17 protein-coding genes are annotated in these 14,285 nt (G+C 65.3%); 8 read left to right on the top strand and 9 right to left on the bottom strand.

The window, feature by feature from the left end; genetic code table 11:
- Window positions 1-80: 80 nt before the first annotated feature.
- Window positions 81-533 (bottom strand): PAS domain-containing protein, encoded by a 453-nt coding sequence (locus tag LRS11_RS21290; RefSeq protein ID WP_260494813.1) that lies wholly within the window; start codon window positions 531-533, stop codon window positions 81-83.
- Window positions 534-638: 105 nt separating this feature from the next.
- On the opposite strand from LRS11_RS21290, the gene LRS11_RS21285 reads away from it, so the two are divergent.
- The 7 genes from LRS11_RS21285 to LRS11_RS21255 all read left to right on the top strand — a co-directional run bounded on the left by LRS11_RS21285 (window position 639) and on the right by LRS11_RS21255 (window position 5,883).
- Window positions 639-1,088 carry a flavodoxin gene (locus LRS11_RS21285; RefSeq protein ID WP_260494812.1) on the top strand — a complete coding sequence of 150 codons (450 nt, stop codon included), beginning with the start codon at window positions 639-641 and terminating at the stop codon, window positions 1,086-1,088.
- On the top strand, window positions 1,088-1,555 hold the full coding sequence (locus LRS11_RS21280; RefSeq protein ID WP_260494811.1) for a cupin domain-containing protein: 468 nt from the start codon (window positions 1,088-1,090) through the stop codon (window positions 1,553-1,555). Before LRS11_RS21285 ends, LRS11_RS21280 begins: the two co-directional genes overlap by 1 nt.
- Before the next feature lie 94 nt (window positions 1,556-1,649).
- Window positions 1,650-2,432, top strand: a complete 783-nt coding sequence (locus LRS11_RS21275) for a class II aldolase/adducin family protein (protein WP_260494810.1) — start codon at window positions 1,650-1,652, stop codon at window positions 2,430-2,432.
- Entirely contained in the window at window positions 2,432-3,340 is a 909-nt protein-coding gene (locus LRS11_RS21270; protein WP_260496974.1) for an alpha/beta fold hydrolase, read from the top strand. The genes LRS11_RS21275 and LRS11_RS21270 overlap by 1 nt, the downstream gene beginning before the upstream one ends.
- Window positions 3,319-3,861 carry a DUF1569 domain-containing protein gene (locus tag LRS11_RS21265; protein ID WP_260494809.1) on the top strand — a complete coding sequence of 181 codons (543 nt, stop codon included), beginning with the start codon at window positions 3,319-3,321 and terminating at the stop codon, window positions 3,859-3,861. The genes LRS11_RS21270 and LRS11_RS21265 overlap by 22 nt, the downstream gene beginning before the upstream one ends.
- Before the next feature lie 125 nt (window positions 3,862-3,986).
- On the top strand, window positions 3,987-4,904 hold the full coding sequence (locus tag LRS11_RS21260) for an SDR family oxidoreductase (RefSeq protein ID WP_260494808.1): 918 nt from the start codon (window positions 3,987-3,989) through the stop codon (window positions 4,902-4,904).
- Between the two features lie 196 nt (window positions 4,905-5,100).
- Entirely contained in the window at window positions 5,101-5,883 is a 783-nt protein-coding gene (locus tag LRS11_RS21255) for a crotonase/enoyl-CoA hydratase family protein (protein WP_260494807.1), read from the top strand.
- A gap of 81 nt (window positions 5,884-5,964) precedes the next feature.
- On the opposite strand, the gene LRS11_RS21250 is transcribed toward LRS11_RS21255, so the two are convergent.
- The 3 genes from LRS11_RS21250 to LRS11_RS21240 all read right to left on the bottom strand — a co-directional run bounded on the left by LRS11_RS21250 (window position 5,965) and on the right by LRS11_RS21240 (window position 8,364).
- Window positions 5,965-7,038 carry a hypothetical protein gene (locus LRS11_RS21250; protein ID WP_260494806.1) on the bottom strand — a complete coding sequence of 358 codons (1,074 nt, stop codon included), beginning with the start codon at window positions 7,036-7,038 and terminating at the stop codon, window positions 5,965-5,967.
- Between the two features lie 79 nt (window positions 7,039-7,117).
- A complete protein-coding gene (locus LRS11_RS21245; protein ID WP_260494805.1) occupies window positions 7,118-7,921 on the bottom strand; it encodes a SirB1 family protein in 804 nt (267 codons plus the stop codon).
- Between the two features lie 86 nt (window positions 7,922-8,007).
- On the bottom strand, window positions 8,008-8,364 hold the full coding sequence (locus LRS11_RS21240) for a hypothetical protein (protein WP_260494804.1): 357 nt from the start codon (window positions 8,362-8,364) through the stop codon (window positions 8,008-8,010).
- A gap of 261 nt (window positions 8,365-8,625) precedes the next feature.
- Between LRS11_RS21240 and LRS11_RS21235 the strand changes: the two genes are divergently transcribed.
- Window positions 8,626-9,450, top strand: a complete 825-nt coding sequence (locus LRS11_RS21235; protein ID WP_260494803.1) for an ATPase — start codon at window positions 8,626-8,628, stop codon at window positions 9,448-9,450.
- A 396-nt stretch (window positions 9,451-9,846) separates the two neighbouring features.
- Here the strand turns inward: LRS11_RS21235 and LRS11_RS21230 are convergent, their stop codons facing one another.
- The 5 genes from LRS11_RS21230 to LRS11_RS21210 all read right to left on the bottom strand — a co-directional run bounded on the left by LRS11_RS21230 (window position 9,847) and on the right by LRS11_RS21210 (window position 14,184).
- Window positions 9,847-10,896, bottom strand: coding sequence for an alkene reductase (locus tag LRS11_RS21230; protein ID WP_260494802.1), 1,050 nt, complete (start codon window positions 10,894-10,896; stop codon window positions 9,847-9,849).
- A gap of 22 nt (window positions 10,897-10,918) precedes the next feature.
- Window positions 10,919-12,088, bottom strand: coding sequence for an MFS transporter (locus LRS11_RS21225; protein ID WP_260494801.1), 1,170 nt, complete (start codon window positions 12,086-12,088; stop codon window positions 10,919-10,921).
- A gap of 54 nt (window positions 12,089-12,142) precedes the next feature.
- Complete coding sequence (locus LRS11_RS21220; RefSeq protein ID WP_260494800.1) at window positions 12,143-12,448, bottom strand: ArsR/SmtB family transcription factor; 306 nt, start codon at window positions 12,446-12,448, stop codon at window positions 12,143-12,145.
- A gap of 390 nt (window positions 12,449-12,838) precedes the next feature.
- Window positions 12,839-13,006, bottom strand: a complete 168-nt coding sequence (locus tag LRS11_RS21215) for a rubredoxin (RefSeq protein WP_260494799.1) — start codon at window positions 13,004-13,006, stop codon at window positions 12,839-12,841.
- Window positions 13,003-14,184, bottom strand: coding sequence for an alkane 1-monooxygenase (locus tag LRS11_RS21210; protein ID WP_260494798.1), 1,182 nt, complete (start codon window positions 14,182-14,184; stop codon window positions 13,003-13,005). Before LRS11_RS21210 ends, LRS11_RS21215 begins: the two co-directional genes overlap by 4 nt.
- Window positions 14,185-14,285: the final 101 nt, after the last annotated feature.

Raw genomic sequence — 14,285 nt, 5'->3', positions numbered from 1 at the left:
AATGCGCCCCCGACCGCTCGGGCCTTGCCGGCTGTCGATCTGCTGGGTTCAGAGGGCGCTGCCGTGCGCCCGGACTGGACTCAGTGGGAGGCCTTGAGTGCCGCGAGTTCGTCCTTCAGACGGCTGATTTCGGCCTCAAGTTCCCGAACCCGCTCCTTGGCTTCCACTTCTTCACTGACATCCTTCTGGATGCCGATGTAGTAGGTCAGCTGGTCGCCTTCGTTGAACACCGGGGTAATCGACAGTTCGTTCCAGAAGGCACTGCCATCGCGGCGGTAGTTGCGGATGATCTGCCGGCACGGTTTCTGGCTGCGGATCGCCTCGCGAATGGCTTGCAGGCCAGGCTGGCCACGGTCGCTGCCCTGCAGGAAGCGGCAATCCTGATAGAGGATGTCGTCGCTGCCATAGCCGGTCAGGCGCTCGAAGGCCGGGTTGGCGTAGATCAGGATGTTGTCGTCGCCTTCCTGTTCGGCGACCACGATGCCGTCGTTGGAGGCATCGATCACCAGTTGCAGCAGCTTGGCATTGATCATGGAATGGGCTCTGGGTGCGCTATTGGCTGCATTCTATGCCATCCCGATGAGCTGTCTACTTGCGGCATAATGCCCGGCGTTTATCAGCATGTTTCGGAGTTCTGCATGAAAATCGCCATTCTGTCCGGCTCGGTCTACGGCGCCGCCGAAGAAGTTGCCCGTCGCGCCGTCGAGTTGCTCAATGCTGCTGGTTTCGAGGCCTGGCACAAGGCTGGAGCCAGTCTGGCGGAGGTGCAGGCCTGTGCCCCCGAGGCGTTGCTGGCGGTGACCTCGACCACCGGCATGGGCGAGTTGCCGGGTAACCTGCAGGGCTTCTATTACGAGACCCGTGACGTTTTTCCGGCCTGGAGTGGCAAACCCTTCGCCGTGCTGGCCCTCGGTGATTCCAGCTACGACACCTTCTGCGGTGGCGGCGAGCTGATGCGCGAGCTGTTCGCCGAGCTGGGCATGCGCGAGGCGCTGCCGATGCTGCGCCTGGATGCCAGCGAGAGCGTGACCCCGGAAGACGACGCCGAGCCCTGGCTGGGCGAGCTGATCGCGGCCCTGCGCGCCTGATGCACCCGCGCGCCGCCGAGCTGATCCGCGAGCTGCAGCTGGTCGCCCACCCGGAGGGCGGCTATTACCGCCGCCTGTTCACCTCGGCGCAGCAGTCGGCCGATGGCCGCGCGGCGTCCAGCGCGATCCTCTTCCTGCTGCCGGCCGGCGCGGTCAGCCGCTGGCACCGGGTGGATGCCGACGAGTTATGGCACTTCCACGAGGGCGAGCCGCTGCAGCTGTTGAGCGCCGCAACCCCGCAGCAGGTACAGGTCGAGCGCCTGGGCCCGGTGGCGGCGGGGCAGTTGCCGCAACGGGTAGTGCCTGCGCATGCCTGGCAGGCGGCGCGCAGCCTCGGCGCCTTCAGCCTGGTCGGCTGCACGGTGGCGCCGGAGTTCCGTTTCGAGGGGTTCCGCCTGCTCGCCGATGATGTGCAGGCGCAGCAGGACTGGCCGCTGCTGGCGCGGGACTACCCCGAACTGCTCTGACCGCTAAGGCCACTAAGCTGGCCTACAAGGCGACTAGCCGGCCACTCGGTGAGCGCTAGACTCCTCGGCACAACAACTCGCCGAGGATTGCCCGATGACCGCTGCCCAAGCCCTGCCCCAACTGAATGTGCGCGACCAGGTTTCCGCCGCCGAGTGGCAGACCCGCGTCGACCTGGCTGCCTGCTACCGGCTGATCGCCCTGTATGGCTGGGATGACCTGATTTTCACCCATATCTCGGCGAAGATTCCCGGCACCGAAGAGTTCCTGATCAACCCTTTCGGCCTGATGTTCCACGAAATCAGCGCGTCCAGCCTGGTGAAGATCGACCTGGCTGGCCACAAGCTGATGGACAGCCCGTTCGATATCAATCCGGCCGGTTACACCATCCACAGTGCGGTGCATGAGGTGCGTCACGACGTCGCCTGCGTGCTGCATATCCACACCCCGGCGGGCATCGCCGTGTCCGCGCAGAAGCAGGGCCTGCTGCCGCTGTCGCAGCAGTCGCTGTTCGTCCTCTCCAGCCTGGCTTATCACGGCTATGAGGGCGTGGCCCTGAACCATGACGAGAAGGCCCGCCTGCAGGCCGACCTGGGCGACAAGAACTTCATGATCCTGCCCAACCACGGCCTGCTCACCGCCGGCGGCAGCATCGCTGACACCTTCCTGATGATGTTCACCCTGCAGCGCGCCTGCGAGGCGCAGATCATGGCGCAGAGCGGCGGTGCCGAGCTGATCCATATTCCGCAGCAGATCCTCGCGGGCGCCAAGGCCATGGTCGCCGGGGTGATGAAGACTCCGCAGGGAATGGGTGGCCAGCTGGCCTGGCCGGCCTTGCTGCGCAAGCTCGATGCGCAGATGCCGGGCTACGCCGCGTGATGGCGCTGCCAGGCATCGCCCTGGATGAATGGCGGGCGCAGGGGCAGGGTTTCACCTTCAAGGGCCACTCCATTCGCTACTGGGTGGCGGGGGCAGTGGATGCCGAACCGCTGCTGCTGATTCATGGTTTCCCCACCGCCAGTTGGGACTGGCACTACCTGTGGCAGGCGCTGGCGCAGCGTTACCGGGTGATCGCCTGCGATATGCTCGGCTTCGGCTACTCGGCCAAGCCGCGCGGGCATGCCTACAGCCTGCTGGAGCAGGCCGACCTGCAGCAGGCGCTGCTGGCCCAACTGGGCATCGCCGGCCCCGTGCATGTGCTGGCCCACGATTACGGCGACAGCGTGGCTCAGGAGCTGCTGGCACGGCACCACGAGGGGCGCATCCAGCTGGCCAGCTGTGTGTTCCTCAATGGCGGGCTGTTTCCGGAAACCCACCGTCCGGTGCTGATGCAGAAGTTGCTGCTCAGCCCGCTGGGGCCGCTGCTCGGCAAGCTGTTCTCGCGCAGCAAGCTGAAGGCCAACCTGAACAAGGTGTTCGGCCCGCACACCCCGCCCAGCGAGCGGGAGTTGGATGCTTTCTGGAACCTGATCGCGCACAACGACGGCCCGGCGGTGATGCACCGGCTGATCCGCTACATGCCCGAGCGCCGCCAGCAGCGCGAACGCTGGGTGGCGGCCATGCAAAAGGGTGGGGTGCCGCTGCGGGTGATCGATGGCGCACTCGACCCGATTTCCGGAGCGCACATGGTGGCGCGCTACCGCGAGCTGATTGCGAACGCCGACACCGTGTTGCTGGAGCAGATCGGCCACTATCCGCAGACCGAGGCACCCGCAGAGGTGCTCGCTCACTATCTGCAGTTCCGTGACTGGCTGGAGGCCAAAACATGCAGCGACGTACTGTCTTGAAGGGGGCCGCCGTGGGCGGTGCGGCGGTTCTGGGGGCGGGATTCTGGGCGTTGCCCACCGGCGTGGCGCCGGCCGCACTGACGCTGGAGGGCGCGCAGCAGGCGCTGGTCGGGCTGGCCAGCCGCGAACTGAGCAGCCTCAAGGGCTGGAGTCCGAACGAGGTGTTCAACCACTGTGCACAGAGTGTCGAGTACTCCATGGATGGTTACCCGCAGCTCAAACCGGCCTGGTTCCGCCACAGCGTCGGGCCGCTGGCCTTCAGCGTGTTCAGCGCCCGTGGCGCCATGCGCCACCCGCTCGATGAAGTGATTCCCGGCGCCGCCCCGCTACTCGAACCGGCCAGCAGCGTGGCTGCCATCGCCCGCCTGCAGGCGGCACTGGTGCGCTTTGCCGCCCACAGTGGCGAACTGCAGCCGCACTTCGCCTACGGTGCGCTCAGCCATGCCGAGTACACCCAGGCCCATGTGCTGCACCTGTATAACCACCTGAGCCTGATTCGCGTGGTGGATCAATCTGCCTGATCTTTGTGGGTTGTGATTATCCTGCTGCCTTATCGCCCACCATTCAGTCGCACCGCAGATGATTGCCGAGTGCCAGCACCTGCTGGACACTCGAAGTCTTTTCCACCTGCCGAGGTAGCTGTTTCATGAGCGAAGCCATCCGTTTCGAAGACAAGGTCGTGATCGTCACTGGCGCCGGTGGTGGCCTCGGTCGGGCCCACGCCCTGCTGTTCGCCAAGCATGGCGCGCGCGTGGTGGTCAACGACCTGGGCGGCAGCGCCCACGGCGAAGGCGCCAATGCCTCGGCGGCGGACAAGGTGGTGGCCGAGATCCGCGCGGCCGGCGGCACCGCCGTGGCCAACCATGACTCGGTGACGGATGGCGGCAAGATCGTGCAGAACGCCCTGGATGCCTTCGGGCGCATCGACGTGGTGGTCAACAACGCCGGCATCCTGCGCGACAAGTCTTTCGTCAAGATGGAAGACGCCGACTGGGACCTGGTCTACAAGGTCCACGTCGAGGGCGCCTACAAGGTCACCCACGCCGCCTGGCCGCACCTGCGCGAGCAGAACTTCGGCCGGGTGATCTTCACCGCGTCCACCTCAGGCATCTACGGCAACTTCGGCCAGTCCAACTACGGCATGGCCAAGCTCGGCCTGTATGGCCTGACCCGCACCCTGGCCATCGAAGGGCGCAAGAACAACGTGCTGGTCAACGCCATCGCCCCTACCGGCGGTACGCGCATGACCGAAGGCCTGATCCCGCCGCAGGTATTCGACCAGCTCAGGCCGGAACTGGTCAGCCCGCTGGTGGTGTTCCTCGGCAGCGAGCAGTGCCAGGACAGCGGCGGCCTCTACGAAGTTGGCGGCGGCTGGATCGGCAAGGTGCGCTGGGAGCGCAGCCTGGGCGCCGGTTTCGATCCCAAGGCGGGTTTCAGCCCGGAAGACGTGGTCGGTCACTGGAAACAGATTGGCGACTTCGAGGGGGCCGTGCATCCGGATGACAACGTCACCGCGCTGCGCGAGATGATGGCCAATTTGCAGAAGTACATGAAGCTGGGTTAAGAACCTGTTTACGACCTCCTGGCCGTCGGCCATACCGCGTTAAAAGCAGCCTCGGAAAGCGGCTTGCCGCTAACGCGCTTTAGCGCGACCCGAAGGGCGAGTGAAACGAGTCATGCTCATTTACAGCTCGTAAACTCCGCTTCCTCGGCTGCTTTTTGTTTTATGGTGCTGCGAGTCCTGCAGGAGCGACGTCGCCATGAATGTTCTGGTCGAGAAGCACGGCCCGGTCACCAGCCTGATCCTCAATCGCCCCGAAGTGCGCAACGCCGTCGACCGGCCGACTGCCGATGCCCTGACCGCCGCGCTGCGTGAGTTTGAGCGCGACGACTCGGCGCGGGTGGCGGTGCTCACCGGCGCTGGCGGCACCTTCTGCGCCGGCGCCGACCTGGCTGCGGTGGCGGCAGGGGACGAGCGGAGCAATCGACTGCAGGAGGAGGGCGACGGGCCCATGGGGCCGAGTCGCATGCTGCTGAGCAAACCGCTGATCGCCGCCATCGAGGGCCATGCGGTAGCCGGCGGCCTGGAGTTGGCGCTGCTCGCCGACCTGCGGGTGATGGCGGAGGATGCCGTGCTCGGCGTGTTCTGCCGGCGCTTCGGCGTGCCCTTGATCGATGGCGGCACGGTGCGCCTGCCGCGCATCGTCGGTCAGGGCCGGGCGCTCGACCTGATCCTTACCGGACGTGCCGTGATGGCCGAGGAGGCCTTGCAGATGGGCCTGGTCAATCGCGTGGTGTCGAGTGGCAGTGCGCGTGCCGTGGCCGAGCAGCTGGCCGCACAGATCGCAGAGTTTCCCCAGCTGTGCATGCTCGCCGACCGCGCCAGTGTCTATGGCCAGTGGCAACTGCCGCTGGATGCGGCGCTGCATGCGGAGTTTCGTGGCGGCATGGCGGTGGTGGCGAGTGGCGAGACCCGTGCCGGTGCCCAGCGCTTCAGCGCGGGAGCGGGCCGGCACGGGGATTTCGGCAAACCGCAGACCTGATTGCCCTGGATCGGGCTGCGGTCAACTCCCTGGGTTTGTTGCCGCTTCGTTCACGGCTCGCGAACGAAGCGGCAGCAGAACCTAGCGTGCTTGCAGCTTGAAGTTATCGTCCGAGGGTTCCTTGGTGTAGGCGCCCTGGTCATGCACCAGCTTCTGCGTGCCATTCATCAGGGTGGTGATGCGGCTGTCAGAGGTCTTGGCCGATGCGGCCTGGTTACTGGTGCCGGTCACCAGGGGTGGATTGAAGCTGAAGGACCAGAGGTAATGCCAGACCGCGGCATTGTGCTTCTCGGTGATCTGTACGGAGTTGAAGTACCAGGGCTTGAGCTCGCTGAAGGCAGTCATGTTCATCAGCCCGGCGTTGGCATCGCCGACGAAGATGGTGCTGGTAACGGCCGAGGTACGGTAGGCCTCGAAAATCACGCCCTTGCCCTTCAGCGCGCTGACATAGCTGCGGCTGACCGCGCCGGTCCACTGGTTGCCGAGCCAGCTCTTGGCGTTATTGGAGTAGAAGGGGTCGAGCAGCGCGACCCGCTTGGGCAGCAGCTTGCTGTTGACGGTGCCGGCCGTGACCGCATCGCTGATCTTCTTGCTCAGGACGATGGCCACCTGGTTACCCAGGGAGTGGCCAAGGATGCGGATGTTGCTGCCGCTGTAGCCGGCCAGATTGTCCTTGTAGCTCTTGAACAGCAGGTCGCCGACTGACTGGGTCGGGCCGCTGGCATACACCCCGCTGCTGTTGCGCCAGCGCATGGCGCGCGGGCCAGTGGCGCTCCAGATCTTGGCTTCGGCATCGGTGACTTCGCCCTCGTCGGCGAACTGGTTCCAGTACAGCACGCCGACGTTGTAGCCCGCTCGCAGCCAGGAGTCGGCCAGGTCCAGCGCCGGGCCACCGGCACCCTCACGGTTGAAGGTTTCGCGGTCCTTGCGTGCGGTCGTACCGTTTTGCCAACCATGGATGTAGATCACCGTGGGTTTGCTGGCGCCGTAGTAGGCGTTGCTCTGCCCTGGCACGGCTTTCTGCCAGGTGTCGCCATAGCCGAACCAGTACAGACCGTAGTCGAGGTTGTTGAAGGTGGAGTCGGGGAAGACGCCGGGGGCGGCGTTTAGCAGCGATGAAAAACATAGCAGGCACAGCAATATGAGCTTGCGCATCGTGGACGTCCCTAATGTTGTTATTGTGTTGGGGGCGTGCCGATTAAGCCGAGAGTTTTTCGGGTTGTCCAGACCCTCTTCAGTGCAAGGCCGGCGCGCGCTCTAGCTCGTGCAGGCGCTGGCTCAGGCGCAGGCTTTCCTGGGCGTCGTCGCATAGCAGCAGGGCGCGTTCCAGGTCGAAACGCTCGGCCTGCGGGCAGTCCAGTTCGCGGTAGATCATCGCTCGTACCAGGTGGTCGGCGACATTCGGTGGCGCCAGTTGCAGCACCCGTTCGGCATCCTTGAGCGCAGCCAGGGGCTCGCCGGCGGCGCCATGCAGATGGCACAGGTTGCGCGACAGGCGCAGCAGCAGGCCGCGGGCGTCACAGGTCAGCAGATGGCCGGCATTCAGTTCGGCGGCTGGGCCAGCCACGCGCTGCAGCAGTTCACGGCAGTCCCGCGGGTACAGACGGCGTCCGCTGCAGGGGTCGAGTAGGTGGTCGGCGCCGGGCACGCGCAGCAGCAGGTGGCCGGGGAAATTCACCGCCTGCAGCGGAATCTCCAGTTGCCGGGCCAGCTCCAGGGCGATCAGCGCCAGCGACAGCGGTTGCCCACGGCGGCGCTGCAACACCCGGTGCAGCAGGGCGGCATGGGGGCGAGTGGGCAGGTCATCGTCTTCGTGGAAATCCAGCTCGTTGAGGCGCCGCAGCAGCGGCTGGGCCAGCTCGCCGGCGGGCAGGTTGGGCAGCCCGGCCTGCACCTGTTGGCGCAGATTGGCGAAGTCACGCAGGATCGCGGCAGGCTGCAGCTGTGCATCGTGTTCGGCGGCGATGCACAGGGCGGCTTCGAACAAGGCGGGCGGCTGTGCATCGAGGCAGTCGAGCCAGGCCGGGTGTGAATTCATTGCGGTCTCCTGTGACGGGGAGCTGTCTGCCTAGCTTGTAGCGCGTGGCGTCAGGCTCGTCCAGTCATCAGGACCTAAGCAGGTTCTCAGGCGTAGACGCGCTGGCCGCGATACATGCGCACCGAGCCACGTGACGCTTCTTCTTCGCGCGCCACCGGGGCTGCGGCGGCGACGGGCGCGACGCTGTCGATGGAGCGCACATGGCCTCGGTATTGCTGGGCCGGAACGCTCGGTTCGCTGGCTTTGGCCTGGCTCTGGAAGTCGCTCATTTCCGCCAGGCGGATGCCCAGGTTGCGGGTTTCCTGATCGGAGGAGCGTAGGCAGGCCATCAGCATGGCTTCCACCGCGTCCGGCTGGCTAAGACGGATATCTACAGAGAGTTCGTCGCGTATGCGGCGGCGTAGCGCCTGCATGCAGTCCAGTACGGCCTTGTTGAGTTCCATGGCACTTCCCCCAAACAGTTGAACCTTGCCAGTCGGTTAGCCGGTGGCTGTTTTCCCCCATCACGCTTGAAGCATTAGCAAGGGCCGTACCAGCTGCGCAACGCCACGAACTGTGCGGCTTGTCACGTTGTCTGGTGCTTGCAACTGCCCGTGGCTGGTGCAGGTTGCACTCGTCTGGCGCGACGCTGAAGGCGGGTCGAGTAACCGGTATACTGCCGGCTGTGTTTTCTTGCCGCCGTGCTTTTCCCTGAAGGTTTACCCATGCGCAACGATGCTCGCGACGAACTCGACCATATCCCCAGCCTGACCACCGGAGGACGTCACCAGGACGATTTCGCACCGGTGCATGCGGCGCCAGCCGATCATGCCCAGCCCCACCAGGGGCGCGCCCAGCCTGCGCCGGCCAAGTCTTCCGGCGGCACCGGCGCGTTGTGGGCGCTGGTCGGCGCCCTGGCCATCGCCCTCGGTGCGCTCAGTTGGTGGAGCCTGCAGCAGATCTCGCTGATGGAGCAGCAACTGGTGGCGACCCAGGAGAGCTTCGTCAAGATCAGCGAAGATGCCGCCGGGCGTATCCAGGATATCTCCGGCAAGGTGGTGGCCACCGAGTCCAGCGTCACCACCGATAGCGAGCAGCTCAAGCTGCGGGTCAAACAGCTGGAGAACAAGCTGGCCGAGCTGGGCAAGTCGCAGCAGAACGTCGCTGTCCAGCAGACAGGGCAGGGCAAGCGCATCGAGCAACTGGCCACTGAGCTGAAGAGCCAGAAGACGGTTACCGGTCAGTTCAACAGTCAGCTGGACAAGCTGGCCAGCGAACAGAAGAGCGGCCTGGCCGGTGTTGGCAAGCTGGAAGGCCAGCTGAAGAGCCTGAGTGGCGATATCGAGGCACTGAAGAAACAGGGCAACCCGAGCCAGGCCATCGGCCGTCTGGAGCAGGATCTGCTGGTGCTGCGCAGCGAGCTGGACAACCGCCCGGCGCCGACTCAGAACACCGCTGAGTTCGATGCCTTCCGCGCGCAGATGACCCGCAACATCAGCACCCTGCAGTCTCAGGTGCAGAATCTGCAGCAGCAGATCAATGCCCGCTGAATGTTCGCTGCATGAAAAAGCCCCGCGATTGCGGGGTTTTTCGTTTCAGTCGGAGATCACCGTGGTAGCCCGGATGCAATCCGGGAGCGGAGCGGCCTGCTTCCCGGATTGCATCCGGGCTACGACTTAAGCTCTTTGCTCCCCTCTCCCGTTCACGGGAGAGGGGCCGGGGGAGAGGGTTGGGCAGGCCACTTGTAGTGGTCAAGTGCGCCCCTCTCCCTAACCCTCTCCCACAAGTGGGAGAGGGGACTGTCCGTGTTGCCAGACAGTCATTATCTCGTTGCATGGCCGTTGCATTTGTCGCAAAGAAAAACGCCGCTTTCCAGGAGGAAGGCGGCGTTCTCCTTAAGTGAACAGCATTACCGCATCGACGGGCTCCTCCGTTTCAGTCGGCCATCACAGCCGCGGGTAGTCGATATAGCCCGCCGGGCCCTGGGCGTAGAACAGCTCCGGACGCGCCTCGTTCAGTGGCGCGTCGCTGGCCAGGCGCTCGACCAGGTCCGGGTTGGCGATATAGGGCACGCCAAACGCCACCGCATCGGCCTTGCCCTCGGCCAACCAGCTGTTGGCCTGGGCCTTGGTGAAGCGCTCGTTGGCGATGAACACGCCGCCGAAAGCCTCCTTGAGCTGCGGGGTCAGGCTGTCGTCGTCGATCCGTTCGCGGGCGCAGATAAAGGCGATCTGGCGTTTGCCCAGTTCGCGCGCGACATAGCCGAAGGTCTCGGCACGGTTGCCGTCGCCCATGTCGTGCAGGTCTGCACGCGGTGACAGGTGCACGCCGACACGGCCGGGCTCCCAGACGCTGAGTATTGCGTCGGTGACTTCCAGCAGCAGACGCGCGCGGTTCTCCAGGCTGCCACCGTACTGGTCGCTGCGCTGGTTGGTGCTGTCCTGGAGGAACTGGTCGAGCAGGTAGCCGTTGGCCGCGTGGATTTCCACCCCGTCGAAACCGGCGGCCTTGGCGTTTTCCGCCGCGCTGCGATAGGCCTCGACGATCTCGGCGATTTCCTCGGTTTCCAGGGCGCGCGGGGTGACAAAGTCCTTGATCGGTCGCACCAGGCTGACATGCCCGGCCGGTTTGATCGCGCTCGGCGCCACCGGCAGCTCGCCGTCCAGGTACAGCGGGTCGGAGATGCGCCCGACGTGCCACAGCTGCAGGACGATGCGCCCGCCGTGGGCATGCACGGCGCTGGTCACGTTGTGCCAGCCACGCACCTGAGCGTCCGACCAGATGCCGGGGGTGTCCGGGTAGCCGACGCCCATCGGCATGACCGAGGTGGCCTCGCTGATGATCAGCCCGGCCGAGGCGCGCTGCACGTAGTACTCGGCCATCAGCGCGTTGGGCACGCGGCCGGCGTCGGCGCGGCAACGGGTCAGCGGGGCCATGATGATGCGGTTCGGCAGTTCGAGATCGCCGATCTGGATGGGGTCGAAGAGTGTGGGCATGGGATGGATCTCCGCAGGTGGGTCAGTTGGGGACGGCGATGGCAGCGCCAGAGGCGTTGCCGACAGAGAAGGTCAGCAGGGTGGCGAGCAGGGCCAGGCCAGCCAGCACCGCGGCGGCCAGTGGCACGCTGCTCAGGCCCAGGCCCTGGCTGATGACCAGGCCACCGATCCAGGCGCCGAGGGCGTTGCCCAGGTTGAAGGCGCCGATATTCAGGGTCGAGACCAGGTTGGGCGCGGCCTGGCCGAAGGTCATCACGTTGATCTGCAGCGCCGGCACGGCGGCGAAGGCGGCGGTGGCCCAGAGGAACAGGGTGATCTCGGCCGGGATCAGCGCCTGGCTGGTCCAGCTGAACAGGCTGGAGAGCAGCGCTAGGGCGATGAACACGCCACACAGGGTGGTCGCCAGGCGCCAGTCGGCCAGCTTGCCGCCGAGCAGGTTGCCCAGAGTCAGGCCGAGACCGATCAGCAACAGGCTCCAGGTGATGCCGCTGGGCGACACGCCGGTGACTTCGCCTAGCAATGGGGCGATGTAGGTGAACAGGGCGAATACTGCGGCGGAGAACAGTACGGTGGTGGACAGCGCCAGCCAGAAACCGAGGCCACGCAGGGCCGCCAGCTCGCTGCGCAGGTCGGCCGGCTGTTCGTCGCGCTTGGCCGGCAGCACGCGCCACAGGCCGATCAGGGCCAGCACGCCGATGGCCGTCACCGCCCAGAAGGTCGAGCGCCAGCCGGCGTATTGACCGAGGGCGGTGCCCAGCGGTACGCCGAGCACGTTGGCCAGGGTCAGGCCGGTGAACATCAGCGCCACCGCCGAAGCCTTGCGGTTTTCCGGTACCAGGCTGGCGGCGACCACCGAGCCGATACCGAAGAAGGCGCCGTGGCAGAGGGCGGTGACCACCCGGGCAATCATCAGCAGTTCGTAGTCGCCGGCCGTGGCGCAGAGCAGGTTGCCGAGGATGAAGATGCCCATCAGCGCCAGCAGGGCGGCCTTGCGCGGCCAGTTCGAGGTAACCATGGCCATGAACGGCGCGCCGATGGCCACGCCCAGGGCGTAGCCGGTGACCAGCCAGCCGGCGCCGGGAATGCTCACGCCGAGGTCGGCGGCGACGTCTGGCAGCAGACCCATGATGACGAATTCCGTGGTGCCGATGGCAAACGCGGACAAAGCGAGGACGAGAAGCGAAAGCGGCATGGGCCGGCTCCTGAAACGGGATGAACGGATTGGTCTGCCGAGGGGCAGGCTTGCTTAGAGTTGGTTGCTGAAGTCTTTCAGAAAGGCCTGAATGACCTCCTCGTTGCGCTTGAAGAAACTCCACTGGCCGACCTTGCGACTGGTCACCAGGTTGGCCCGCTGCAGGGTGGCGAGGTGGGCCGACACGCTCGACTGCGACAGGCCGCAGCGTTCGAACTTGCCGGCGCATACGCCGAATTCCAGCGGGTGTTCCTGGTCGGCGAAATGCTTGTGCGGCTCCTTCAGCCACTGCAGGATCTCCCGGCGTACGGGATGGGCCAGGGCCTTGATGATTTCGTCGAGGTCGAGCGGGGTATCCATGGCGCGGGTTACCGGTATATCGAGATGGGACGAACTCTATATCGGCTCAGTCCGATATGGAGATCGTTTGCGCCGATACTGATTATCGACCGGGCTGATGCGTTCGGCGTGGGGGCTGCAGGAAGGGCAGGGTTGGAGCAGAGCGGACTGCGGACGCTGCGTCTTATACGCCAGGCGTGGCACATGCATTTTGTGGGAGCGAATTTATTCGCGATAGCCAGCAACACCGAGCGGCCCTGATCGCGAATGAATTCGCTCCTACAGGAGCAGAGTGGCCTTCCGGTTCGGCGCCTTTTCTGCCAAACGCGGCACAGGTGTTTGCAGCGGATGCTGCTGTTGTGGGGGCAAATAAATTCGCTGCCGCAGAAGAGGGCAGAAGCACTGCGCGCGCTAGTCCTCCAGCTTGGCAAAGTCCGCCTTCACCCGCACCGCGCAGTCCGGGCAGGTGAAGGTGTCTGGCAGTTCCTCCCAGGTGGTTCCAGGCGCGTAGCCCTCATGGGGTTCGCCGTGGCGCTCGTCGTAGCGGTAGCCGCATTCCGGGCACTGGTACTGGCTCATGCCGCGGGCTCCTGCAGGCCATAACGCTGCATCAGCTGCTCACGCAGGCCGGGCTGGAAGTTGATCCGCGCGGCATCGTTGTTCACCGCCGCCAGCAGGCGCGGGTTCATCACGCGGAACCACAGCGGCGGGCAGTAGGCCAGCAGGTACATGCCGAAGTAGCCGCTGGGCAGACGCGGCAGATCGGCGAAGTTGCGCAGCGACTGGTAGCGCCGGGTCGGGTGGGCGTGGTGGTCGGAATGCCGCTGCAGGTGGAACAGCGCCCAGTTGGAGAACAGGTGATTGCTGTTCCATGAGTGGTAGGGCTGGCAGATCTCGTAGCGGCCGTTGTCCAGCTTGCGCCGCAGCAGGCCGTAGTGTTCCAGGTAGTTGGCCGAGGTCAGCTGGAAACCACCCCAGAAGGCGGTGAGCAGCAGGTAGGGCAGCAGCATCAGGCCGAATACGGCGAGCAGGCCTCCATACAGCACCAGGCTGATCAGCGCCGGTTGCAGCACTTCGTTGTCCAGGCTCCACACCGATTTGTTGCAGCGCGCCAGGCGCTCCTGCTCCAGTTGCCAGGCGCGGCGGTAGCCACCGGGCATCTCGCGCAGGAGGAAGCGGTAGATGTGTTCGCCCATGCGCGAGGACGCCGGGTCCGCTGGAGTGGCCACGTCGCGGTGATGGCCGCGGTTGTGCTCGACGAAGAAGTGTCCGTAGCAGCACAGCGCCAGTGCCAGCTTACCCAGCCAGCGCTCCAGTTCGCTCTTCTTGTGGCCCATCTCGTGGCCCAGGTTGATGGCGAAACCGAGGCCGCCGCCGGTGGAGATGATCATCGCCAGCACGCCGTACCAGGGCAGTGCCTGGGTGGCGACGAACATCGCGTTGAGGATGAAACTCAGCCACAGCAGCGGTACCAGCAGGTAGGTGATCCAGCGGTAGTAGGCGTCGGCTTCCAGGCCCGGCACCGCCTCTTCCGGCGGGTTGCTCTGGTCCTCGCCGATCAGCGCATCGAGCAGCGGTATGCCGAAATAGAAGAACAGCGGCGACAGCCACAGCCAGAACACGTTGGCCGAAACCAGCAGGTACAGCGCCGGGCCGAGCAGGCCGAGGGTGGGGATGAACAGCGAGATCAGCCACAGATGGCGCTTGCGGTCGCGGTAGGGCTGAGCCATGGCCGGGGTGGGAGCGAGGGTCGTCATCTTGTTCTCTCCAGAGGTTCTTTGACCTGTGGCCAGACTGCGCCTGTCGGGGAAGATGGCCTACCGTTGTGCCGGGCAATAAATCGTCATATGGTGACAGC

The organism is Pseudomonas sp. J452, assembly GCF_024666525.1.
GTDB lineage: Bacteria > Pseudomonadota > Gammaproteobacteria > Pseudomonadales > Pseudomonadaceae > Aquipseudomonas.
This window is presented reverse-complemented; position numbering and strand designations above follow the sequence as displayed.

Coding starts and splice junctions, on each gene's coding strand:
- LRS11_RS21270 (WP_260496974.1), top strand. CDS start 2,432: ATGGCGCTGCCAGGCATCGCCCTGGATGAATGGCGGGCGCAGGGGCAG.
- LRS11_RS21275 (WP_260494810.1), top strand. CDS start 1,650: ATGACCGCTGCCCAAGCCCTGCCCCAACTGAATGTGCGCGACCAGGTT.
- LRS11_RS21240 (WP_260494804.1), bottom strand. CDS start 8,364: ATGGAACTCAACAAGGCCGTACTGGACTGCATGCAGGCGCTACGCCGC.
- LRS11_RS21230 (WP_260494802.1), bottom strand. CDS start 10,896: ATGCCCACACTCTTCGACCCCATCCAGATCGGCGATCTCGAACTGCCG.
- LRS11_RS21280 (WP_260494811.1), top strand. CDS start 1,088: ATGCACCCGCGCGCCGCCGAGCTGATCCGCGAGCTGCAGCTGGTCGCC.
- LRS11_RS21220 (WP_260494800.1), bottom strand. CDS start 12,448: ATGGATACCCCGCTCGACCTCGACGAAATCATCAAGGCCCTGGCCCAT.
- LRS11_RS21250 (WP_260494806.1), bottom strand. CDS start 7,038: ATGCGCAAGCTCATATTGCTGTGCCTGCTATGTTTTTCATCGCTGCTA.
- LRS11_RS21290 (WP_260494813.1), bottom strand. CDS start 533: ATGATCAATGCCAAGCTGCTGCAACTGGTGATCGATGCCTCCAACGAC.
- LRS11_RS21235 (WP_260494803.1), top strand. CDS start 8,626: ATGCGCAACGATGCTCGCGACGAACTCGACCATATCCCCAGCCTGACC.
- LRS11_RS21265 (WP_260494809.1), top strand. CDS start 3,319: ATGCAGCGACGTACTGTCTTGAAGGGGGCCGCCGTGGGCGGTGCGGCG.
- LRS11_RS21215 (WP_260494799.1), bottom strand. CDS start 13,006: ATGAGCCAGTACCAGTGCCCGGAATGCGGCTACCGCTACGACGAGCGC.
- LRS11_RS21245 (WP_260494805.1), bottom strand. CDS start 7,921: ATGAATTCACACCCGGCCTGGCTCGACTGCCTCGATGCACAGCCGCCC.
- LRS11_RS21260 (WP_260494808.1), top strand. CDS start 3,987: ATGAGCGAAGCCATCCGTTTCGAAGACAAGGTCGTGATCGTCACTGGC.
- LRS11_RS21285 (WP_260494812.1), top strand. CDS start 639: ATGAAAATCGCCATTCTGTCCGGCTCGGTCTACGGCGCCGCCGAAGAA.
- LRS11_RS21255 (WP_260494807.1), top strand. CDS start 5,101: ATGAATGTTCTGGTCGAGAAGCACGGCCCGGTCACCAGCCTGATCCTC.
- LRS11_RS21225 (WP_260494801.1), bottom strand. CDS start 12,088: ATGCCGCTTTCGCTTCTCGTCCTCGCTTTGTCCGCGTTTGCCATCGGC.
- LRS11_RS21210 (WP_260494798.1), bottom strand. CDS start 14,184: ATGACGACCCTCGCTCCCACCCCGGCCATGGCTCAGCCCTACCGCGAC.